The 22,976-nt window shown below is 42.8% G+C and carries 21 protein-coding genes; 11 read left to right on the forward strand and 10 right to left on the reverse strand.

What is annotated here, in order from left to right; all coding sequences use genetic code 11:
- Nucleotides 1–13: 13 nt before the first annotated feature.
- The 4 genes from OSCIL6407_RS0119915 (at nucleotide 14) to OSCIL6407_RS0119930 (ending at nucleotide 1,803) form a co-directional block, all read left to right on the forward strand.
- Nucleotides 14–436: a hypothetical protein gene (locus tag OSCIL6407_RS0119915; protein WP_007354540.1), complete on the forward strand. Its 423-nt coding sequence runs from the start codon at nucleotides 14–16 to the stop codon at nucleotides 434–436.
- Between the two features lie 100 nt (nucleotides 437–536).
- Nucleotides 537–1,175, forward strand: coding sequence for a Uma2 family endonuclease (locus OSCIL6407_RS0119920; protein WP_007354539.1), 639 nt, complete (start codon nucleotides 537–539; stop codon nucleotides 1,173–1,175).
- Nucleotides 1,176–1,262: 87 nt separating this feature from the next.
- Nucleotides 1,263–1,481, forward strand: coding sequence for a DUF433 domain-containing protein (locus tag OSCIL6407_RS0119925; protein ID WP_007354538.1), 219 nt, complete (start codon nucleotides 1,263–1,265; stop codon nucleotides 1,479–1,481).
- Between the two features lies 1 nt (nucleotide 1,482).
- Nucleotides 1,483–1,803, forward strand: a complete 321-nt coding sequence (locus OSCIL6407_RS0119930) for a DUF5615 family PIN-like protein (protein WP_007354537.1) — start codon at nucleotides 1,483–1,485, stop codon at nucleotides 1,801–1,803.
- A gap of 47 nt (nucleotides 1,804–1,850) precedes the next feature.
- Here OSCIL6407_RS0119930 and OSCIL6407_RS0119935 read toward each other — a convergent pair whose 3' ends face one another.
- From OSCIL6407_RS0119935 to OSCIL6407_RS0119955, 5 genes are all read right to left on the reverse strand, one after another.
- Nucleotides 1,851–2,030, reverse strand: a complete 180-nt coding sequence (locus OSCIL6407_RS0119935; RefSeq protein WP_007354536.1) for a hypothetical protein — start codon at nucleotides 2,028–2,030, stop codon at nucleotides 1,851–1,853.
- A complete protein-coding gene (locus tag OSCIL6407_RS0119940; RefSeq protein WP_007354535.1) occupies nucleotides 2,014–2,502 on the reverse strand; it encodes a hypothetical protein in 489 nt (162 codons plus the stop codon). The genes OSCIL6407_RS0119935 and OSCIL6407_RS0119940 overlap by 17 nt, the downstream gene beginning before the upstream one ends.
- A gap of 190 nt (nucleotides 2,503–2,692) precedes the next feature.
- Entirely contained in the window at nucleotides 2,693–3,466 is a 774-nt protein-coding gene (gene hisA, locus OSCIL6407_RS0119945) for a 1-(5-phosphoribosyl)-5-[(5-phosphoribosylamino)methylideneamino]imidazole-4-carboxamide isomerase (protein WP_026103791.1), read from the reverse strand.
- Nucleotides 3,467–3,634: 168 nt separating this feature from the next.
- The gene (locus OSCIL6407_RS0119950; protein ID WP_007354533.1) at nucleotides 3,635–4,828 is read right to left on the reverse strand and encodes a glycoside hydrolase family 10 protein; all 1,194 of its coding nucleotides are present in this window, start codon (nucleotides 4,826–4,828) and stop codon (nucleotides 3,635–3,637) included.
- A 381-nt stretch (nucleotides 4,829–5,209) separates the two neighbouring features.
- Nucleotides 5,210–6,628, reverse strand: coding sequence for an amidohydrolase (locus OSCIL6407_RS0119955; RefSeq protein ID WP_007354532.1), 1,419 nt, complete (start codon nucleotides 6,626–6,628; stop codon nucleotides 5,210–5,212).
- Between the two features lie 295 nt (nucleotides 6,629–6,923).
- On the opposite strand from OSCIL6407_RS0119955, the gene OSCIL6407_RS0119960 reads away from it, so the two are divergent.
- The 3 genes from OSCIL6407_RS0119960 to OSCIL6407_RS0119970 all read left to right on the forward strand — a co-directional run bounded on the left by OSCIL6407_RS0119960 (nucleotide 6,924) and on the right by OSCIL6407_RS0119970 (nucleotide 8,743).
- Nucleotides 6,924–7,706 carry a cysteine hydrolase family protein gene (locus tag OSCIL6407_RS0119960; RefSeq protein ID WP_007354530.1) on the forward strand — a complete coding sequence of 261 codons (783 nt, stop codon included), beginning with the start codon at nucleotides 6,924–6,926 and terminating at the stop codon, nucleotides 7,704–7,706.
- 210 nt (nucleotides 7,707–7,916) lie between these two features.
- Nucleotides 7,917–8,369 carry a cupin domain-containing protein gene (locus OSCIL6407_RS0119965; RefSeq protein ID WP_007354529.1) on the forward strand — a complete coding sequence of 151 codons (453 nt, stop codon included), beginning with the start codon at nucleotides 7,917–7,919 and terminating at the stop codon, nucleotides 8,367–8,369.
- A gap of 26 nt (nucleotides 8,370–8,395) precedes the next feature.
- Nucleotides 8,396–8,743: a DUF952 domain-containing protein gene (locus OSCIL6407_RS0119970; protein WP_007354528.1), complete on the forward strand. Its 348-nt coding sequence runs from the start codon at nucleotides 8,396–8,398 to the stop codon at nucleotides 8,741–8,743.
- 139 nt (nucleotides 8,744–8,882) lie between these two features.
- Here the strand turns inward: OSCIL6407_RS0119970 and OSCIL6407_RS0119975 are convergent, their stop codons facing one another.
- Entirely contained in the window at nucleotides 8,883–10,139 is a 1,257-nt protein-coding gene (locus tag OSCIL6407_RS0119975; protein ID WP_007354527.1) for a CCA tRNA nucleotidyltransferase, read from the reverse strand.
- A 118-nt stretch (nucleotides 10,140–10,257) separates the two neighbouring features.
- Here OSCIL6407_RS0119975 and OSCIL6407_RS0119980 point away from each other — a divergent pair, with 118 nt between their 5' ends.
- Entirely contained in the window at nucleotides 10,258–10,506 is a 249-nt protein-coding gene (locus OSCIL6407_RS0119980; RefSeq protein ID WP_007354526.1) for a Ycf34 family protein, read from the forward strand.
- A gap of 151 nt (nucleotides 10,507–10,657) precedes the next feature.
- Here the strand turns inward: OSCIL6407_RS0119980 and OSCIL6407_RS0119985 are convergent, their stop codons facing one another.
- The 3 genes from OSCIL6407_RS0119985 to OSCIL6407_RS0119995 all read right to left on the reverse strand — a co-directional run bounded on the left by OSCIL6407_RS0119985 (nucleotide 10,658) and on the right by OSCIL6407_RS0119995 (nucleotide 18,166).
- Complete coding sequence (locus OSCIL6407_RS0119985) at nucleotides 10,658–13,495, reverse strand: CHASE2 domain-containing protein (protein WP_007354525.1); 2,838 nt, start codon at nucleotides 13,493–13,495, stop codon at nucleotides 10,658–10,660.
- Nucleotides 13,496–13,508: 13 nt separating this feature from the next.
- Complete coding sequence (locus tag OSCIL6407_RS0119990) at nucleotides 13,509–14,651, reverse strand: DUF928 domain-containing protein (RefSeq protein WP_007354524.1); 1,143 nt, start codon at nucleotides 14,649–14,651, stop codon at nucleotides 13,509–13,511.
- 830 nt (nucleotides 14,652–15,481) lie between these two features.
- Nucleotides 15,482–18,166: a CHAT domain-containing protein gene (locus OSCIL6407_RS0119995; protein ID WP_007354523.1), complete on the reverse strand. Its 2,685-nt coding sequence runs from the start codon at nucleotides 18,164–18,166 to the stop codon at nucleotides 15,482–15,484.
- A gap of 333 nt (nucleotides 18,167–18,499) precedes the next feature.
- Here OSCIL6407_RS0119995 and OSCIL6407_RS0120000 point away from each other — a divergent pair, with 333 nt between their 5' ends.
- The 3 genes from OSCIL6407_RS0120000 (at nucleotide 18,500) to tsaB (ending at nucleotide 21,701) form a co-directional block, all read left to right on the forward strand.
- The gene (locus OSCIL6407_RS0120000; protein WP_007354522.1) at nucleotides 18,500–18,808 is read left to right on the forward strand and encodes an RpnC/YadD family protein; all 309 of its coding nucleotides are present in this window, start codon (nucleotides 18,500–18,502) and stop codon (nucleotides 18,806–18,808) included.
- Nucleotides 18,809–19,073: 265 nt separating this feature from the next.
- The gene (locus tag OSCIL6407_RS0120005) at nucleotides 19,074–20,870 is read left to right on the forward strand and encodes a serine/threonine-protein kinase (protein ID WP_007354521.1); all 1,797 of its coding nucleotides are present in this window, start codon (nucleotides 19,074–19,076) and stop codon (nucleotides 20,868–20,870) included.
- A gap of 87 nt (nucleotides 20,871–20,957) precedes the next feature.
- The gene (gene tsaB, locus OSCIL6407_RS0120010; protein WP_007354520.1) at nucleotides 20,958–21,701 is read left to right on the forward strand and encodes a tRNA (adenosine(37)-N6)-threonylcarbamoyltransferase complex dimerization subunit type 1 TsaB; all 744 of its coding nucleotides are present in this window, start codon (nucleotides 20,958–20,960) and stop codon (nucleotides 21,699–21,701) included.
- Between the two features lie 143 nt (nucleotides 21,702–21,844).
- Here tsaB and OSCIL6407_RS0120015 read toward each other — a convergent pair whose 3' ends face one another.
- Nucleotides 21,845–22,912, reverse strand: coding sequence for an ABC transporter permease (locus OSCIL6407_RS0120015; RefSeq protein ID WP_007354518.1), 1,068 nt, complete (start codon nucleotides 22,910–22,912; stop codon nucleotides 21,845–21,847).
- Nucleotides 22,913–22,976: the final 64 nt, after the last annotated feature.

Consider the following 22,976-nt stretch of genomic DNA (forward strand, 5'->3'; position numbering starts at 1 on the left):
GGAGGCGATAACAATGCAGGAATTACAGCACCTTGCGGCTTGGGTAAAGGAGCGCTACGCTCAGGAGTACATTTTGACGTGGTTGCTGAGTCAGCCGGGTCTGTGGTGGTCGGATGGGGAGGTTTACCAGGCGGCGATGCAGAGGTCTGGGAAGTTACTTAAGGAGTACGTTCGGAAGAAGCAAGAGGGTGAGGTATTCCAGGGAATTGCAGATAAGTTGGTTCAGGATGAGACTTGGGACGCGGTTGCAGCTAGTTTGGGTAAGATTTTTGGGGTTTACCAGGAGGAGTTGGTGAAGTTGCAAGACCCCAGTCGTAGGGATGAGGGGTTAAAAAAAACATTGAGTAGTGGGGAGTTGAGGGTGCAGCCTGCGTCTGTGTTGGAGGTGCAACAGGCTTTGCCAGATCCTTATGCCGATCCTTTGACTAGACGGTGAGCGGAATTTGGGGTCGGGCGTATAACCTTATAGTCAGCAAGGCTTTATCACTTTTGATTCCAAAAGGGTCGGACGTAAACTTCTAGCAACGTAAAACACCATGATTCAAACCATAGCCAAAACAGTCACTTTTGATGAGTTCATCGCGTGGTATCCAGAGAACTCTGTCCACAAATACGAACTACACAAAGGAGTAATTGTCGAAATGCCAAAACCAACAGGTGAACATTCAGAACTTGGCGGTTTTCTCAGTTTCGAGTTAACTCTTCTTTGTCGCAGCAATCAACTTCCTTACTTTCTTCCCAAGGAATGCGTAGTCAAGCACCTTAGCGATGAATCTGGTTACGAACCAGATGTTATCGTCTTGGATCGGGAAGCTGTCGCCGCCAACGAGCCGCGTTGGTCAAAGGAATCCGTCATTACAATGGGTTCGTCAATTCGTCTGATTATAGAAATAGTCAGCACCAATTGGCGTGATGACTATTTCACAAAAGCTAGGGATTATGAAGAATCTGGGATTCCTGAATACTGGATTGTTGACTACCGGGGTTTAGGTGGCAGGCAGTTTATCGGCAACCCAAAACAACCTACCCTCTCCGTTTGCCAACTGGTTGACGGTGAGTATCAGGTCAAACAGTTTAGAGGCGATGACCGGATTGAGTCGCTGGCTTTTCCAGACTTGCAACTGACGGCCGAGCAGATTTTTCGAGCCGGTTTGCCTCCAGGTGAGTCGAACTAGAAGAGTTTACTCTTCTGTGGATCGCATTGCTGAGACACATTAAAATTAGTACAATAAAAGGTCTTAGTAACTAAACATTAAAGGCTTATGTCTAAGAATTTTCCCACGATTAGCACTTCGAGTGAAATCATGGGTGGGACTCCTGTTTTTATGGGCACTAGGGTTCCTGTGGAAACACTTTTTGACTATGTAGAAGCGGGAGAATCAATTGATGATTTTTTAGAGGGATTTCCCACTGTCACCAGGGAACAAGTAATTGCACTGTTGGAAGAGGCTAGAAAGCAATTAATTGGCTTGGTGGCGTAGGATGAAGATTCTCTTAGATGAGTGTATAGATCGCAGGTTGGCAAAAGAGTTTGTTGGCTGCGATATAAAAACAGTTCCACAGATGGGATGGGCAGGTATTAAAAATGGTCAACTGCTTGCTTTAGCAGAGGCAGAATTTGATATTTTTATCACTGTCGATCGTAATTTGTCATTTCAGCAAAATTTACCACAGTTTAATATTGCTGTAGTTGTTTTGGAGGTATCCTCTAACCGCTTGGCAGATATGAAGCCAGTGGTGCCAAATGTTCTGGCTATTCTAGCTACAGTCACTAAAGGTAAAGCTACGGTTGTTAGTGAGTAGTAGGAGCGCATGAATGTATTTTTTTTCAGTTGCTTGATTAGCCCTCATTAAACAACTTCTTCGAGAGATAAATATCCATCAACAGAAATGTTTGCACTTGCTAGTTCAACAGATGTTACACGCCAGCGATTGTTTTTTACTTTAATAATATCACCAGCTATAGGACGAATCCGCGTATGCCACCGATAGTAAGATATCTCTTTTGTTGTATCATCTTTTTTTAGCATATAGATATTTATCTTTTAATTCCCATGCAAAATATTGTAAATCATTACCACGCCGCGCAAAATCTTCCCACTTATAGACTGCATTGTTATTCAACGATTCAACTGAAAAAGAAGCATCCATCAATTGTGGAACTACATCATCACGAATACTAATTGTTGCTGATAAAAAATTTCCGTCTTTGGTGCCCGTGTTACTATTAAAGTCAGTTGGTAGGACAACTTTAGAAACTTGCACTTGCCAACCTGCAAACTGTAAGGTGTCACCAACACGAGGGATTATAGGCAACCATACATACCACGAACCCTCACCTATTTTATTGCTCTCAATTGCACGATCACCCCTCAGCATAATATCTAAGCTATTAACAAAAATATCAGAATACTTAACAGATAAATTATCACTGGACTTAAGTCTGACACCTTCATTATCAGGATACTTTTCGATCTCGCACAAATACCACTGTGTTTGCATTATGATAACTCCTAATTTGATACTTACAATATTTTACCTCAATATCACGACAAGCGCATCTCAAATACTATGTTAAATTAGTCAACGCGATACGCAAAAAAACCCGGTTTCTTTGAACAATCCCGGCTATCCGAGAGATATTGACACAGAAACCGGGTTTTTGACCCCGCGTGGGTAACTCCTCACCAATTCAAGCAAAACTTGAAGAACCCAAATCCGGGGGTACATCTTGCCAACGTCCTTGGCCGACAGCCCGAATTGCCTCTTTAAGTGAGATATCACCTGTATAAATGGCCCGGCCAACGATCGCGCCTGTCACTCCCAAAGGTTCCAAAGCCAACAAACTCAGCAAATCTGCGATCGAACTCACGCCGCCAGATGCGATTACAGGAATAGCCACAGCATTTGCGAGTTCTCGTAAAGCCTCTAAGTTCGGGCCAGAGAGAGTTCCATCCCGTTGAATATCCGTGTAAATAATCTCCGCTGCACCGAGTTGAGCCATTTGGTGCGCGAGATCCGTTGCTAAAACTTCCGAGGTTTCTAACCAGCCTCTAGTCGCAACTTTACCGTTTCTCGCATCAATTCCCACCAGAATTTGACCGGGAAATTCGCCGCACAATTCGGCAACTAATTGCGGCTTTTCAACTGCTACAGTCCCCAAGATAGCCCGTTTAACGCCTAAATTGATGAGGGTGGAAACTGAAGCGCGATCGCGCAAACCGCCACCGACTTGACAAGGCACATCCACTGCTTTGACAATGGCTTCAATTGCCTTTTGATTGACGGCATGACCTACTTTCGCGCCGTCGAGATCTACTAAGTGCAATAGCGTCGCGCCTTCATCTACCCACTGTCTAGCCACTTCAACGGGGTTCTCATTAAAGGTTTGCGATCGCGCATAATCTCCCTGATAGAGTCTGACGCACCGACCTTCTAATAAATCAATAGCTGGAATTACATTCATTATCTTTCGTAGTAGCGACTTTAGCCGCTTTTTTATAGGTTTGATAATGACTAAAGTCATCAATACAAAGTATGTTACCAGATGTTCGTTCATAGTATCAACTTTAGTCACTTCCTTGCGATTGCAAATCATCATTAAAGACATTACTACAAATGATGATTCCAGATTTCAAACCGATGGTCGTTGGATTTTTGTAGGAAACATCTGTCGAAAGGCTGAATTGCGTTGATCTGGTGTTTCTTTTGCCCAACTAGACAAACTTTCATAGAAGAAGAAAGACACCCCAGCTAATCCGCGCTTACGCACTTCTTGAACCTGATCTTGAATTTGTTTAAGCGGGATAGAGTTATTTTTCAATCCTGTTAAAATTCCAATCCCCACAGGAATATGACCTTTAGCCAGCTTAACTTCTTCTCGCTCTAATTCAGCCACAAAACGGGGTAAATCGTTCCGGTAAACTTGAATGATAATTTCTTCGATGAAACCGCGCCTTTCCCAAGTAAACCAGTCCTGTAAATGAGCAGGTAAGGCAAAGTGTAAAGGGTTAGGAGAAAGGGACATAATACATTTAGGTTTGCGGAATTTTACAGCCCGGAAAATTCGCCCCATGAAATCATTGATTTTATCAGCCCGCCAACGCCCCCAGAAAGTTTCTCGGAAGTCATCAGAGGGAGATTGACCATTAACTTCTTTTTTGTACATTGCCACTGTTAAATTATCATAGCCAAATTCAGCAGGCAATCCAAAATGGTCATCAAATTGTATCCCATCTATGTTATATTTAACCACAATCTCGATAATTAAATCTAGGATGAATTTCTGTACTTGAGGGTGAAAAGGATTCAGCCAAACGCGGTCATCTTTGCCTTCTTTCCAAATAGTTGTACCGTCGCGACGTTTAGTCAGCCAGTCGGGGTGTTTTTTAGCTAATTCTGAATCAGCGGGAGCCATAAAACCAAATTCAAACCAAGGAATAACAGCCAATCCTTTTTTATGTGCTTCCTCGACGATTTCTTTCAGTACATCTCGTCCTTTTAATCCTGGTGTTGGTTCCATAGCTATACCCATTGCTCCTTTAGCTATAGCACTGGGATAAAGGGTATAACCGCCTTGCCAAACGGTAGGATAAACTGTATTAAAGTTGAGTTGAGCTAGGCGATCGATGGCTGTAGTTACATTTTTTTTAGAATATAAAACCTCGCTATCAATGTTAGTGAGCCAAACACCGCGTAATTCAGTTCTTGGCAATTTAGGCGGCGTTTGACCATAAACTAATGGGGTAGCGATCGCGATCGTCGCCGCTGTCATTGCAAAGGTAATTATTAAAGCAATAATCCGCTGCCATCTGTACAGTTTGAACATGGTTTTTATTCCGTTTTGTTTTAAATTACCATCAAAGTTTAGCCTTTGCAACCGCCAAGGCGGTTACGATACTCCGATGCTCAGATGCTCAGGGAAGAAGGGAATAGAATCAGCAAGTTTCAGCAAATCAGAACATCCTAACTGCCAAGAAGGTTGCTATATCAGGATTTACGCACCCAACCAAAGAAACCGGGTTTTTTTACGAAAATACTTCGCCCTTATCCACAGATTCTCTCAAAAACCCGGTTTCTAGAACCATGAGCGTACATCCTATATTAAGCTACTGAAACCCACTTATTCTCTTCCCTATTCCCCTATTCCCCTAGCCGTGAGCATCGTAGCCCCTAGTCCCTAGCTATAAATCTGCCCTTACTACAATTGTTAAGAATAACCTTGCAATTTCATCACTCGCCGATAGCGTGATTCAATCTCGCTAACCGTTTGAGATTGGCGATCGCCACTCCATTCGCTTTGCTCAAATAACTGCTTCCTTAACTCATCAACATTTATCGTTTTTACCTGACCTTCAGATACAATTTGTTTGCCATTCACCCAAACACTATCGACTGCTTGAGTTGGGCGACCCAGTATTAATAATCCAATCGGATCGGTACGCGGCAATAATGACAAATTGGTAAGATCGTAAAGTACAAAATCCGCCTTTTTTCCGACAGTTAGAGAACCAATTTCATCGCCCATATTTAAACCTTTAGCGCCTCCGATTGATGCTATCTCTACAGACTGACGCGGTGTAATCCAGTGACGGTAATCTAAATCTGTGATATTGTGCAAAATTGAGCCAATTTTAATCGCTTCCAGCAAATCCTGAGAGTCATTACTAGCTGAACCGTCACAGCCAAAAGATATATTTACTCCAGCTTGACGATATTTAATCAGCGGTGCAATGCCGCTACCTAATCGTAAATTGCTAAGAGGATTGTGGACAACAGTTGACTGAGTTTCTGCCATAATAGTAATATCAGCATCATCCAGCCAAACGCAATGAGCCAAAGAAGTTCTGGCACTGAGAAAACCGATTTCTTTCAGATGTTCAACGGCGCTACCACCGTATTTTTCTTGAGCTAATTGTTGTTGAGCACGGGTTTCTAATAGATGAGCGTGGCGGCAAAGATTGTGGCGATCGCTCAATTCTACACAGCCTTCAAACAAGGCATCAGAACACATTTGCATCCCCGTCGGTGCTAACATGATATTCACGCCTTCTTCAGGTCGATGAAACCGAGCGATCGCCTCTTTCATCAACTCTAAAGTTGCCCCTGTCGATCGAATGTAGGGTGCATGATCCATGTCAGCGCCACCAGAAGGCATACCCGCCGTCAGGGATTCATCTTGAATCAGGGGGCCAATGAAAGCGCGAATGCCAATTTCACGGTAAGCGCGATCGGCAGCAGCGATCGCTTCCAACTCTTGTCCCGGAATCAAAACCAAATGATCGACAACAGTTGTACCGCCTGATAGCAGCGTCTCCACCGCTGTACCCAAGGCACTCAGGTAAACTTTCTGGGCATCGAGAGGGGTAAAATCGTATAGTTCCGCGATCCACAACTCTAACGGCAGAGGCGGAATGATCCCACGCTGCCACATTTCCGAAGAATGGGTATGTGCATTGACAAAACCGGGCAGTAGCAACTTATTTCTACCATCGATCGCAGTCGTACCCTCCGCAAGAGTTGCCGTTTGATTCGCGATCGCCGTGATGCGATCGCCCTCCACCTGCACGTTAGCGGTTTGATAACCGCCTTCAACCGCAATTAAAACATTCTCAATTGTAAAACTCACAGATTAACCCTTCTACAGCACTTAGATCAATTATTATTTAATTTTGAGTTGATTCTTAAAAAAGTGTTAGTGAATACCTATTCTTACTCTAAAAATGGGCTAATACAAGTTAGTCACGACTTACGCATCCTCTATCATTTTTTGTCAAAAGCGAGTCAAGCGCAGCGCAGTTGCGAGGGTACGAAGCAAGCCCGAAGCTTTTCTCTTACCCCGATACTGTCGTTACAATGCGTAATTCCTGTTGGTGAGAAAAAATTGCGTTCAACCATGAAATAATTATCTCAACAGAAACAACATGAATCTCTCATCTCTCCGTACCTTGGGAATACCGCCGAATGCCTGGGCAGTTGATGCAAAAATTGCCGATATTACCCGCCCTCCCCTCCCACCTCAACCTATCACCCTAGAAACAGAAACCAAAACCCTGCGCCTAGATTTAGCAAAAGCTGCCATTTTAGTGATAGATATGCAGAATGACTTCTGTCACCCCGATGGTTGGTTAGCACATATTGGCGTAGATATAACACCAGCCCGCAGGCCAATTAATCCACTAAAAATATTATTACCGACATTGCGATCGCAGTCAATTCCTATTATTTGGTTAAACTGGGGAAACCGCCCCGACTTGCTAAATATTAGTGCCGGATTGCATCATGTTTATAAACCCACAGGTGAAGGTATTGGCTTAGGCGATCCGCTGCCTAAAAATGGCAATCCCGTACTCAGGGCAGGAAGTTGGGCCGCCGCAGTTGTGGATGAATTAGAACAGAAACCGGAGGATATTCTTATTGATAAATATCGAATGAGCGGTTTTTGGGATACTGCTTTAGATAGTATATTACGAAACTTAGGTAAAACTACAATTTTCTTTGGAGGAGTAAACGCCGATCAATGCGTAATGGCCACACTACAAGATGCCAACTTTCTTGGCTATGATTGCATATTAGTTAAAGATTGTACGGCTACTACATCTCCAGAGTATTGTTGGCAAGCCACCCTTTACAACGTTAAACAATGTTTTGGCTTTGTGTGCGATTCTCAAGCTATATTAAAAGCAATTAATTTTGTTAACTGTTAACTGTTAACTGTTAACTGTTAACTGTTAGTTGTTGGTTGTTAGTTCTAGGACTTACAAGGGTGGCCCAGAAACCGGGTTTTTTACGAAAATACTTCGTTCCCGCCCACAGATTCCATAAAAACCCGGTTTCTCTACTCATAGCGCATAAGTCCTGAATTACCCAATTACCAATTACCAATTACCAATTACCAATTCCCATTACCAATTACCATGATCGACCATTGCATGATTCCCGTCGCCAAGTCTCCCAAAGACTATCAAGCGTTTCGCATCAGTCCCCAGGATACCAATCGCTTAGCAATTATCTTCGATCCAGAAAATGCTCAGAGTTCATTAACCGTTTGCGTCGAAATTTTTGATGTCGGCGGCAAAACTCCTCCAAATCGTCATCAACTAGCCGTAGAAATGTTTTTTATTCTCAAAGGAGAAGGACTGGCAACCTGTGACGGCAAAACTGTTAAAATTCATGCAGGAGATAGTTTATTAGTGCCAGCAACCAGCACTCATTTGATTGAAAATACTGGAAAAGAACGCTTGTATGCTTTGTGTATCATGGTTCCGAATGAGGACTTTGTTGAACTGATTCGTAGTGGTACACCAGTGGAATTAGATGCTGAAGATATGAGAGTGCTTAGACGTTCAGATGTATTGGTCTCATGCTGAAGAAAGAATAGGAAATAACGAAGAAAATGAATATCATTTTGCATATCACTCACCGTCAACAATGGGAAGAAGCAAAACAAATCCAAGCTTATCGAGGTGATACGCTAGAGACTGAAGGCTTTATCCACTGTTCGACGCATCAGCAATTAATCAAAGTAGCAAATAAATTCTTTTTTGGTCAAAAAGAGTTGATGATTCTCTGTATTGACTCAGATCGAGTTCAATCTGAAGTAAAATATGAGGAAGCTGATGGAGATAGCTTTCCTCATATTTATGGCCCGCTGAATATTGATGCGGTGTTTAAAGTAATTGAGTTTGAATCAGGGGAAAATGGCAAGTTTGAATTGCCGGGAGAGATGAGTAAGATTAAATGATATTACTTTTAGGCAGCATCAACTAACTTCTGCACATGATAAACAGTTCCCCCTGATTGTTGTACCTGTACGGCGATCTGATTATTTTGCTCATTAACCCAGGTATCCTCTGTAGAATAAAATTTTATATATAGGACAATTATAGCATATTACTAACCAACTTCGCAGCCAATTCTAACGCTTCTTCACGAGTAGAAATTCTACCTTCAACTCGCGCTAACTGAATCTCTAACAACAATTGTCCAATTAACGGACTTCTAGGCAAATTAAACTCTGCCATTAAATCATTCCCACTAACTAACTGTGTCGGATGAGCCACTCGATCCTCTGCATCCAAATACCGATGAATTAAAACTAAAATTACATCAAATGGTACTTCGGCAGCCAAAGCAAAAATAGCTAAAGCTGGAAATACATTTCCCAGATCTCGAAATAAAAAATACTGCTCTCTCAAAGACAATTCATAAATACTATTCTCTTTCAATTTTGGCAAATATTTTAATAGTGAAATAACGCCCTTAATCTCCGCATTGCTGTACTTCAACGTCATCAACTCAACCTCAGCAACCACCGGATCTGGATTCACTAAACAGGCTAACTTAGCAATAGCTAATAGAGGTGTTTTAATCGTATCGCGAACCCATTGGGATAATTCCACAGCCAAATTCGGCCAAACTGGTGCTAAAGTAATAACAGCAGTATTAATCCTTGCCAATCTATCAAAGCGATCGCCCGCACTCGGAAACCAGACTGAGATTAAATTATCTTCCCAAGCGCGACAGATCCAAGGAATACCCTGGGGATTATTCAACAAATAACCCAACTCCGATCGCACTCGTTCCACAGCCACTTGACTTAATAGCGGCGCTAACTCCCGGATGGTAGCATGAGTTTCAGGCGCGATCGCAAAATCTAACTGAGCAGCTTGACGGTAAGCTCTCAATAACCTTAGCGGATCGTCGCGTAAATTTGCAGGCGAAACCATCCTAATTATCCGCGCCTGTAAATCCGCTTGACCATCCACAGGATCGATAATTTCCCCAGTAAAAGGATTGTAGGCGATCGCATTCAATCGAAAATCCCGCCGTCCCAAATCCGCCTCCAAATTCCCCCCCTCCGCCTGAGCAAAATCAGCCGTAGCGCCCTCAAAAACCACCCGCGCAATTTGTCGCTCCGCATCCAGCAAAACAAACCCAGCCTGATACAGATTAGCAATTTTACGAGCCGTCTTCACTGCCGGAGCCAACATCACAAAATCCAAATCCAAATACTCAGAAACTCGCCCCAGCAAAGCATCCCGCACCGCACCGCCGACTAAATAAGCAGGCCCAGGCAGCTCTTTCAACTCAAAAGGCCAAGTATTAGGAGATAATGTAGAAAGAGAAATACTAGACATGGCAACAAAAATCAACTCAGCTCTCAAGCCAATAGCATCCTGTCTAAGCTACATTAACAGAATCCCCAGTAAATTAACCGTGCGATCGTTTTTTTGAAATGCACAGAGGAATTTAGCAATGTGTATTTGTATTAACTGCCACTACGTAGACCGTTGTCTCACCTACAACGCCGTAGAAACCCAACACCAGCAGCCTCATCTCACCGAAACCCCCGATTTCGACCCCATTGAACCCAGCATCAACGTCAACATCCGTACTCGTCAAGAGGAAATAGAAATGGAATGGGATGTCGTCGGTTGTCTGAGTTTCAAGCAAGAAACAGGGAAATGGGCGAGATTGCGGCCAGGAGAATTAGTACCAACCTAAGTAGCTGGAAAAAATAAAGAATGTCATTGCGAACCCAGCGAAGCAATCTCAAAGCGCAAGCGAATTGCTTCTGTTTGCTTCGTTCCTCAGATTGCTTCGTTCCTCATTGTGGCATTTATTGGTGTTGCTTCTTGTTTATTCATAAGCTTTGTCAAGTTTTATGATGATTATCTACCAATTTTTCAATTAAAATTTGGAGTTTCTTCACAGCAAAGTTGTCAGCGAGTTGTCGTAATTCATTAATTATGGGTGCGTAAGTTTTATCTGCGCCTTCTAGCTCATCACACATTAATTTAATTGCCTTTATATTTCCCTTCAATGCGAAATCATAAAGCTTTTCTAATGCTGTGTGAGGTAGAACTACTTTTGCTATTAATTCTTCTAATTGGACTTGTGTTGGCATTGTTTTTTGTCCCAACTCTGTTGATTTTTCTTCCCACAGCCACTCCAGATTTAAATGGTTTCTTAACACCTCTAAAAGCAGATCGATTTCAATGGGTTTTGGTAAAAATTCATTTGCTCCTATTTCAAAGCTTTGCTGTTGTGTTTCCTCAAAAATATTGGCGGAACAAATTACAACTGGCACTTGTTTAAGTTGGGTATCTGAGCGAATATAGCGGATCATTTCCCAGCCATCCATAATTGGCATATTTAAATCAGCAACAATTAAGTCAATATTAGAGTTTTTCGCGGCTTTCAATCCTGCTTGACCATCAGCAGCTTCTATCACAGAAAAACCGATTGATGAAAGAACGGAGGTAATAATATGACGAGCTTCAAAACTGTCATCTACAACTAATATAGTTGGGCTTTTTCCTTGGATTCCAACGATTTTACTGGTGGATGGTGAAATAGATGTTGCTTCGGGAAGAGTGAAATTAACCGGAAGTTCTACGTCAAACCAAAAAATACTTCCTTCCCCGAATTGACTAACTACTTCTAACTGACTTCCCATCAAATTTACTATTCTTTGGCTAATCGCTAATCCTAACCCTGTTCCGGTTGCCATTCGCGATTTGTCTCCCACTTGCTCGAAGGGTAAAAATATCTTATTAAGCTGTTCGGAAGTCATACCAATGCCAGTATCTTCTATGGAAAATCTGATTTTTGCCGCTGAAAATTGGTTGTTTTCTGTCTCAGTTGTCCAGAGATTGTTATCCTCTAAGGAACATTCACTTTTGCTCAGGATTTCTACCTTAAAGCTGACTCCCCCGCTGTCAGTAAACTTAATGGCATTGCCAATGAGATTGATTAAAACTTGTCGCAATCGTTTTTCGTCAGCATAGATTTTGAGAGGTAGTTCAGAAACTTTTGGGGGAGAGAAGTCAATACTTTTTTGAACGGCTTTAATTCGGCAAATTTCAGCAACGCTAATCAGAAAATTATGGAATCTCAACTCTGTTGGGTAGAGATCGAGTTTCCTAGCTTCAATTTTTGACAGGTCTAAAATGTCGTTAATTAAGGTGAGCAAATGGTCGCCGCACTGATGGATAATCCGAATTCCTTCTAACTCTTTAGAGGCTAGCGCTTGCGATCGCTCTAAAATTTGAGCATAGCCTAAAATGCCGTTGAGCGGTGTTCGCAGTTCATGGCTCATGTTTGCTAAAAATTCACTTTTAGCGTGGTTAGCAAAATCGGCGGCAACTTTAGCTGCTTCTAATTCTTGGGTGCGTTCAGTAACTTTTAACTCTAAATTCCGCGAATATTCTTCTAACTGATTATTTGCTGTTTCTAAATCACTATTGGCTGTTTGCAACTTTTGATTTGCTGTTTTTAATTGCCAATAGTTGTGGTGATTAGTGGTTAAAATTGCTGAAACGGTCAAGGCAAGTAACGGCGAGAAAACGGGAATTACCCACCCCCATAAAAAAGCAATAAAGCTGATGCCCATCAGACCAGCTCCTGCGACTAAAATATATAAAATAGTTACAGTTGAAAAGTTGTTTTTCTTTAAATAACTTGATGCCAATAACGTCCAACTTCCAGCAGCACCACTGAAAGACCAAAAGGCAATCCATACCCAGTTTGCTTGCTGATTCCAAACTCGCAGTAGAGGTCTTCCTTGGAGAGCTGCGCTTAATATTTGACTGGTAATATTGGCGTGAATTGCTACACCAGGAGTTAATTGAGGTGCAGATAGTAAACTGCTGCTGTAGGGGGTGCGAAAAATATCTTTGAGGCTGTCGGCGACGACACCGACGAAGACTGCGCGATCGCGCATCAGTCCTTCAGGAATCTTACCTTCGAGGACATCAGCCATCGATATGACTAGGAAGCTTTCTATTGAACCCCGATAATTCACTAAAATCTGATAGCCACCTTTACTACCAGGAGCAATGTAGCCTCCTTCTTCCCCTGTTAAAGGTGTAAATGTAGCCTTACCCAGCCCGATTTTTTGATGTTTGGCATCAATCATCCGCAGTTCCACTTTTTGTGGTTTCAGATAATCTAAGGCTATCCTAACGCCTAATCCCTCTCTAAATTGTGGGCCGACAGACATCAAAGCTCGTCGCACTTTGCCATCTGCGTCTAATACTAAGTCGGAAGCTGCGACTTGATTCGATTTCTTTAAAGTTGGTGGCGGTGCTACAGCATTACCCACAACTTTTTCAATCCCGATCAAGTTGGGTGTGGACTCCATGAGTTTGACTAATTCTTGATGTCCTGGTTCTAATGGCAAGTCGCGGTAAAGATCCAAACCGATCGCTCGTGGCTGTTGTTGTTTAATTTTGTTGAGCAATTGAGCTAAAAGGCGATCGGAGATCGGCCAAGTTCCTGCGTATTTGATGTCTGACTCATTGATAGCAACGATGACAATACGCTGGTCTATGGGTTCTGCTGGCCTGAACCGAAAAAATTGGTCAATTGTTGCCCATTCAAGTAGTTGAAATAAGCCAAGGGTACTTCCAGCAATGGTAACGATGGTGGTAGTGGCCGCGATCGCCACTACTCCTTGCCACTTAACAACCTGCTTTCTGAAGTTAAGCATTATTGATTTTGGATTACAACTCTACCAACGGAATAGCTGCAAGGTTCTCTAAACCAACTTGCTGCAACAATGCCTTCCACTCGGAAACTAAGGTCTGATTTTCTGGTTGCGATCGCCTCGCAGAAGCTAGTAGCGCCAGAGTATCGTACCAAATCCCAGATTCAGCATATAGCGTAGCTGCCTCTAATGGTGTCAGTTTCTCCTTTAAGCTAGCGATCGCTGGAGGTGGAACTCGCTTGATCCAACCGTTGATACCGTAGTTACCCGGTTGCAATATCTGACCTGGTTCGATCGTAGCAAAGAACCATAAATAATCTTTACCAACTTCTAGCTCTGGAGCATCAGCGGGTAGAGTAAAGCTGATAATGCCTTGCTTACCTGAAATGTCAAAAGTCGTCTGGTAGTGATGTTTTCTGTCTGTGCTTTGCAAACTGAAAAATATTTGCTTGGGAGTTCCCTGGGGCACGTACACAAAGAATGTCGGGTGTCCCGCTACTGTGCGTCCGAGTTTGGTTGGAGGCAACAAGGGGATAAACAAGGAAAGTTCATCTTTGTCACTGCTACCTAAGATTGTAGGCTTCGGCGAGTCTTCCCCTGAAGCCTCAAAGTGGACAGTGCGAGTGCCAGCACTTGTGGTGTCACTGGGTGAATTGTCACCTGGTGCAGTAAACCTTACCCCGTCGCGAGTACCGCCACCTGTGGTGTTACTCGGTGAATTGTCACCTGGGGCAGTAAACCTTACGCCGTCGCGAGTACCGCCACCTGTGGTGCTACTGGGTGAATTGTCACTTGGTGCAGCAAACCTTACCCCGTCGCGAGTACCGCCACCTGTGGTATTACTCGGTGAATTGTCATTTGGTGCTTGAAACTGAATGCCACGAGTACCGCCACCTGTGGTGTCGCTGGGTACGCTGTCCCCTGGTGCTTGGAACTGAATGCCACGAGTACCGCCACCTGTGGTGTCGCTGGGTACGCTGTCCCCTGGTGCTTGGAACTGAATGGCAATTAGAGATGGGTTAGCCCTAGCTGGGGCGATCGCGCTGGAGTTGCCCTTGGCTTGCGCTGCATCCTGAACCCAGGGGAAAATGACTAAAGGCACAGCTAAAGCTGCACTTGATAGGATACTGGCAATTGTTATTTGGTGAGAGGTAATCATATAGTTTTTGTGAGGTAAATCTTATCTTCTGATTGACTCATAAGATTGAGTCAATGTACTGTCCCGGATTATATATTAACTTCTGCTGTTGAGTATAATGTATTACCCTTATTATGTCACTCTCGGTAGATAGTTTTCTGGAACTACTGGTTGGTCAGGCTTTTGCCTTGCCAATCCTAAATTCTTGAGAATGGCTAAAATCCAGAAATTGCCAGGTAAAAACATTTTTTTCTGACCAAAATTACAGGTTCGGGATATAGCAAATTCCCCATTATATGAAGTACACCCATTTGTCGATCCCCGTAGAGACACGGCATTGCCATATCCTTAGATCTAATTTCTATGTACTTCAGGTGCTTGTCTTGTAATCTGGTGTATGTACAGCAGTAACACAACTAAAAAGTTGAGGAAAAAAATCTGTACATATTCTTATCTTGTAGCTGTACCCCGACCCTAATTTGTTGAACCTTATTTTTTATAGATTCAGCGTCTTTTGATTTCTAAACCCAGTCTATCAAATCCTATCACTTTGCTGTACAAATTGTTTATATTTCACTTCTCTTCATCATAATTTCAAATTTCTTACATATTTCAATATATTACGGGTTAAGAAGTATGGTAATAGCGGGTTGAGAAACTTTATCGATACCGATCGAATATAACAACCACTTTCGTTGCTTAAGACGTTCTAAGTTCCACCAAATTCGCTGATTCTATTCCCCTTTTCCCTTTTTCTCGTTCTTCCTCTTCTCCCCTTCTTCCTCTTCTTCCCTTCTTACCCTAGCCCCTAGCCCCTAGCCCCTAGCCCCTAACCGCTGAAAGCGGTTGCCTTAAAGCCAATTGCCCACCAAGATAAACGATGCCCAAAAATAAGGGTGATTATAAAGAGAATATTGCAATAAACTCAACTGCGCCGCTCGCAAAGCTTCAGCTTTATTCAATTTACTGTTACTGAGCTGATGGTAAAATGCCACCATTAACTTAGTGGTTGATTCGTCGCTGACTGACCACAGACTAGCGATCGTACTGGAAGCGCCCGATCGCACGGCAAGTCCCGCTAACCCCAAAGCAGCCTTGGGATCGCCCGCTGCTGTTTGGCAAGCGCTGAGAACGAGAAGTTCTAAGGGATTAGAGTTATTTCTGGTCTTCAATAACTCACTCAAATCTCGAACGTTGATGCGATCGTCCCAACTCAGGAGAAATGTGAGATCGGGGTTAGAACTAAACTGACCGTGAGTGGCAAGATGGATAATAGAATAATCTTGGTCTTTGACGTTTTTTTCTAAGGCTGATTGGACAAAATTTCGATCGATAAATACATCCGATTTAACTTCCGCAGCAATTCCCTGGAGTTCAATTGCTACTCCTGGTAAGGCGGGAAAACCTTGACGCGCTTGAGTCAGTCCAGCCGCTAATACTTTGATTTTGTTGTGTTGCAAAGCTTCTGGCAACAACTGCAATCCCAAACTGAGGGCGACACTGTATTTTTCTACTAAGTATTGCTGGCCATCGTAGAGGGCTGACATCGGTAAGTTTCGCAAAGAACCGTCGAGCACAAAGGCTAGAGTTTTGATGTTGTTGGCTGCCAAGTCTGGTTCTGCGGGTTCGATCAGCCACTTGTAGGCTTCTTGGAAATAACGCAGGCGATCGCTACTGGAATATCCTAAGTAAAGGGAAGAATATAACAATTTGACGCGGCGCTCGATTTCTGTATCTGCTAGAAAAGTGCGGTAGTGTCGCAGGGGTTGACCGGGCAAAGATAGAATTACTTCCAAACGATCTGGTAAGATAATGGGGTAGATAACAGCAGATTTAGGATCGATTTCATCAATTTGTTTGGGTTTAACATCTAAACAAGCTTCTTTAAAGAAGTTTTCAATTTCTGCAAGTTGTAAAGACTCGATGACTTGGCGGGCTAATTTGATATTTACTTGTTGTGCGGCATCTCCAATGTGGACTTGTCCTTCTGGGGCTCCTTCTCTGAGTAACAAGCTGACGAGTTCGCGATATACGGGTTCGACGCTTTTGGTGAAGCTGAACTGCACGTCGGAATTAACGGCGATTAAGTCCTTGCGAAGGGATTGCAGGGTGTGGTAGGCTTCGGTGTAAGCAGCGATCGCGCCTTTGAAATCTCCCTGTTGTTGATAAATGCGGCCGAGTTGCCAAGAGGAACGAGCAACAAGAGTGGGAAGATCGATACTTTGGGCGGTGGCGATCGAGCGCTTAGTCAAAGTTTCTGCATCCTGCCATTGTTTAGCTTGGGCGTAAAGTTCTCCTAATTGCGCGATCGCATAGGATTCTGCTTTAGAGTCTCGCAGTTCTTTGGCTTGTTGAACTGCTGCGACTAAGATTTGGGCAATGTCTCGCTGGGATGCAGCGCCTATTTTGAGTGCGCTTTGGGCAAAATTGATGCGACTGTAAATATTAGGGCGACTGGGTGACAAGTTGGCGAGTGTGGGTAGAATTTCAGATGCGAGGGCGATCGCGTCTTTTTGCTGTTGAGTTTCTGCATACAAGCTGAGTTGATTGAGTCGCGCTTGCATTTGGGTAAGAGGATCGGGCGCTTTTGTCGCTGCTTCCTGATAGTAATCTAAGGCAATTTGATTTTGCTGCAAGTCTCTAGCAACGTTACCGATCGCGACTAAAGTTTTACTCACAAGCGCGGGAGAATTTTGTTGTTTAGCTATCTCCCAACTTGCTTCTAGGACTTCTTTCGACTGGCGTAAATCTCCTAACAATTGCAAAGTACGCCCTAAACTTTGCAAACTTTCAGCTTTTAGCAGCGAGTCGGGTTGAGTTTGGAGTTGTTGATTAATTCTCTCTAATAATGTTTTGGTGCGACGGTATAAACCAAGGGTTTGCAAAGCTTGGGCTTGGTTGAGTTGGCTGCCCAGTTTTCCCGTTGGGTTATTGGCAGTTTCGTAGGTAGCTTCCGCTGTTTCCCAAGCTTCTAAGGCCGATTGAGTTTGCCCTGTTGCTAATAGTAAGCTACCTTGGGTATTCCAGGCTTGGGCGAGAATGGCAGTGCCTTTAAGATCGAGTTTATTCTGGCTTTGCAGTAGTTGGAAGCTGGAAGCGATCGCACTTTTTGCTGTTTCTAACTGACCTAATTCTTGATAGGCTGTGGCTAGGTAATTGAGAGTCATCGCTTGATTTAGGGTTGCACCCTCTGTAGCGTAAATCTTTTGAACTTGTTCCCAGAGAGTGATAGCTTCGGCAAAGCGACCTGCGCCGTAGAGTTGTCGCCCTCGATCGAGAAGTTGTGCCGGAGTTGAAATCGGTTCGACTGTTGGGGACTGTTGAGCGATCGGGGGTAGGGTAGCTAGGGTGGGAAGGGCAACTGTGAGGCAGAGTGTCAACAGAGCTAAGCTGATAGTGAAGCTAATTTTGCTTGAGAGCCAGGGAAATTTAGCAATTATTTTAAGCATCATTTGAGTATTAGTTAGGATTGTGGCTATTTTGTGAAGGATTCGGCGCGATCGCTTCAGTCCCAGCGTGTACCGGGGCTGTTTCATTCTACCCAAAAAATTGTTTGACCTCCCCCAACCTCTCTCTTGCAAGGAAAGAAGAAAAGAATTCTTACTATTAAATATTAAGAGATGTAATATTATTAATTATACCCTTTCCCGGCAATGATATTATATTTTATGCGATCTCAAGATGTGTAGAATCATCTGATTTCAAGTATTAACATGACCAAAACTCGATTTATTCACGACAGGTTTGCCTTGATAATTACCTAGAAGAATTACTATCCTAGTCCCTCTTTTCCCCTTCTTCCTCTTCTTCCCCTAGCCCCTAGCCCTGAGCATCGTAGCCCCTAGCCGCTGAAAGCGGTTTTAAATCAAGTGGCATCTGCGATCGCAGAGATTCCAGATAGACGAGTGCAAAGTAATTTAATGGCATCGGCAGGGATTTTGGCCGGTTTAGTATTGGAGAGAGATGTAATTTCAAGAATTCTACGGAGGGATATTATGCGCGAGTCAGTGATTTATCAGGAGATTTTGCAGGAAGGAATAGACGAAGGTAGGCAGGAAGGCAGGCAGTCTGCTATGGAAGAAATTGCTCGGAATTTGTTACAGGAAAATATACCACTAGAGCAAATTGCTAGGTTTACAGGTTTATCGCTGGAGGTGGTGCAAAGCTTACAAAGTTAGTTAAATTGGATCTACAGAGCGCGTGTCTGGAATCAGTCCGATGGCGAAACGCCGCGCCGAAGGCTGAGCGCTCTTCATTAAGCCTTTGCCTCAAGGCTAATCGCGCTCAGCCTTAAGCCTAGAACAATCTAGGAATAGCGTGCGATCGCAAAATCCAACTGAGCAGTTTGGCAGTAAACTCTCAACAACCTCAGCGGATCGTCGCGTAAATTAGCAGGCGAAACCATCTTTTTAAAATAATCTAAAATCTAAAATCTAAAATACAATGAGCTATTGCTTCAATCCAGCTTGTCAGAATCCGCAAAATCCTGCTGATGCAGAAATTTGCTCTAGCTGCGGCTCTCAATTGTTGCTGACCCACAACCTTTCATTAAGTGAAATCAAAAGCGAAACAGCTCCGAAAGAGCTGGAAACACCCTTAGAGTGTCGCTACCGAGCCATAAAGCCCATCGGACAAGGTGGCTTTGGCAGAACCTTCTTAGCAGTAGATGAAAACAAACCATTCACTTACTCGCAATGCGTAATTAAACAATTTTTTCCTCAAAATCCTACTGAGAAAGCAGCAGAGTGGTTTCATCGAGAAGCAATGCAGCTAGAAACATTAGGAAAACATCCCCAGATTCCTAACCTGATTGCACATTTTGAGCAAGACAGGCAGCAATATTTAGTGCAAGAATTTATCCCTGGCAAAAACTTAGCTCAAGAACTAGCACAAAAAGGCCCATTCAACGAACTTCAAATTCGCCAACTTCTCCAAGATTTACTTCCAGTTCTGCATTTTGTTCATAAATCTAAAGTCATTCACCGCGACATCAAACCCGAAAATATTATTCGCCGTACCAACATTTATCAAGGTGGAGCAACCGGATTCATCCCTCTTTTACCCGCCGATTTAATCAGCTCTCAATCTCTAGTTTCTTCAGGAATTGCTAGAAACGGCCAACTCGTTTTAGTAGATTTTGGGGCAGCGAAAAAAGTTAAGGGAAATGGTCTGCCCCAAACTGGTACGATCGTAGGAAGTGCCGCCTATACCGCCCCAGAACAACTCATGGGGAAAGCAGTTTTTGCTAGCGATATCTACAGCTTGGGGATTACCTGCATTCATTTATTGACCCAAGTTCCCCCATTTGATTTATTCGACAGCAGAGAAGGTACTTGGGCGTGGCGAGATTATTTGAAAACACCTGTTAGCGATAATCTGGGTCATATTCTTGACAAAATGCTGCAAGGTGCTACTAATCATCGTTATCATGCAGCCGCAGCCGTAATTAGGCATTTGAATCCCAAACCCGTTTATGTAGAAACATTGCCTGTAACCTCTGAACCTGCAATTGTTTCCCCAGAAATGCCCGCAGAACCCCCACCATTACCACCTGATTTACCGCCACCACCAAATCAAAAACTACAGGTAAAAATTCAGCAAGCTTTGCAAGATACACTGACTCCCTACAATGTTAAAATTCAAGTTAACAAAACCAAGCGGAAATTAACTGTTGTCATCAATAGAAATGAAGATTGTAAAATTCATTATCCCCATTTATCTCAAATAATTGCCACTACTCTCACTGATTTACAATTAAATCAAATATCCGTAGTTAAACTTTTAGGAAGAGTTAACAATTCTCCTAGGCCAGAGTGGAAGCAGGTGTTGCAGATCGACACTAAAATCCAGTTCCGAAATAAAATTATTCGGCTGCAAAACAATAAACTAGCCGGGCGATTCTCCCAACTTAAAACTAGAGAATTTTGGCTCTTTAAGTTGAAAAGTAAAGATTTCTGGATAGACTTATTAATGTTTGCCTTAATGCTGTTTATCTTGGGAACCCAAATAATTATTTTAAAGCCTTGGGTAGGAATAATTATTTCATCGGTTTTTCTCTATGTCAAAAATCAAGTTGCTAAAAATGAACAATTTAAGACCAATAGTTTATTGGCGACATTAGCAGGGATATTTTTGATGATGGGAATAGGCGGAAATTATACTATTTTTGTGTCTGGCCCATTTGGTATTCTTTTAGGTTGCCTATTTATGGCTTTACCGCTTTTTTACACAACAAAGTAGTTCTAGAGTAAGACCCAGCTTACGCACTTCTGACGTAACACCGCCTTCTGGGTGGTATCTTTGACTGCAAGCGAGTGCGGCGCTATAATGGTTCTTAACTTAATCAAAAATATTGTGTCTCTAACATCAACGAAATACGGTTTAGCAATTCATACCGCCAGCCCAGAATTAGGTCTAGCAATTAGCAATTTTGCTGGTGATTCCCGCTATCAAGTGTGGGATTTAGGCCGCGATTTAGCTACCCATTTGCATCAAAATTTACTAGATTTTATTCAGCCGCAAATTTGGGCAGATTTGGCATTTATTGCAGTTGCTAAAGGGCCAGGAAGTTTTACGGGAACTCGGATTGGTGTAGTTACGGCTAGGACTTTAGCGCAACAGTTAGATATTCCTTTATTTGCGATTTCAACTTTGGCGGCTCTAGCTTGGGAGAAAAGAGAGAAGGAAGAAAGAGAGGGAAAAGGAGAAGTAGAAAATATTTTATTATCCTCTAAAATCCCACCATTAGAAAATTCAATCGCCCTCCAAATGCCTGCACAGCGCGGTCAATTATTTGGGGCAATATATGCAGTTAAAAGTGCAAAAAATGACGGCAATGATTCCAACTTAATTGAGTTATTACCAGATAAAGTAATGATGCTTGAATCCTGGCAAGAAACTTTAGAATCTTGGCCCACACCATATCATTTAATTAAGGTTCAAAATGATTTAGGCGCGTCAGTTTTCAGCTTATTAGAACTAGCTTATTTAAATTATCAACACGGAAAACGCCCTAACTGGTCAGAAGCATTACCCTATTATGGGCAACATCCCGTTGAAGAAAAGTTATAAGTTAAAAGGAATAATTAAGATGGCTTACAGTGAATTTACTTTAGAAAGGGTGAAAAGAGAGTTTAATCTCAGGACTTTCTTATACCACTACTCAAAATTAGTGTTACAATCCTGATGTTTGGTTTCACTTCCTTCCACCAAACCTACCTCTGCAAGCTCCTTGGATCGAGTGCATCTCGCAATCCATCTCCTAACAAATTAAACGCCAAAACTGTTACAATAATCAACAAGGCAGGCGGCCAAACTAACCAAGGCTGCAACACCAAAATTGAAGCATTCGTAGACAAAGAAAGTAAATTTCCCCAAGAAGCATCAGGTTGCTGAATTCCTAATCCAATTAAACTCAAAACTGACTCAGCCACGATAAAACCAGGAATCGCCAAAGTAGCAGAAATAATCACATAAGTTGCTGTCTGCGGCAATACATGGCGTACAATAATATAAACTGGATTTGCCCCCATCGCCCTTGCCGCCTGTACAAATTCTCGTTGTTTAATTGAGAGCACTTGTCCCCGAATCACCCGCGCTAAACTCGCCCAACTGATAAAGGAAGTGATTAATACAATTAACAGAAAACGCTGAGTGCTAGTCAATCCAGGTGGTAAAACAGAAGCTAGCGCTACTAACAAGTAAATGCCTGGAATCGTCATCAAAACTTCAACAAATCGCATTAAAACACTGTCAATCCAACCACCAAAATATCCAGAAATCCCCCCCACCAACATACCCAGAGGGAAAGAAATCGCAATTCCCACTAATCCAATGCTCAGACTAATTCTACTTCCATAAACCAAACGACTAAACTGATCTCGCGCCTGTTCATCCGTACCTACAAGGTGGAATCTTGCCTCGCCATTAGTTCCAAACAAATGTCTATTAAATGGTATAATCCCTAATATTTTATAGCTATCACCTTTGACAAATAGACTTAAAGGTGAAGGTTTTTCCCATTCTACAATCACATTCCGCTCGCCCGTATTCACATCCACTGGCCCTTGAGTTACGGGGTAAACGTGAGGCCCAATAAATCTGCCGTCTCTCGTAGTTAAATAAATCTGCGTTGGCGGCAATAGGGAACCATTCAATTGAGAGTTATAGGGGTCATAAGGCGCAATAAAATCTGCTGCGATCGCCACTCCATACAAAATCAATAGTAACACAGCTCCCAATCGGGCTAAAGGATTATTTTTAAGATTTTGCCACCATTTCATAATTTTAGTTAGTTGTTAGTTGTTAGTTGTTAGTTGTTGTATTCTTTAGTCCGCGTAGGCGGAC

It is taken from the genome of Kamptonema formosum PCC 6407 (assembly GCF_000332155.1).
GTDB classification, from domain to species: domain Bacteria; phylum Cyanobacteriota; class Cyanobacteriia; order Cyanobacteriales; family Microcoleaceae; genus Kamptonema; species Kamptonema formosum.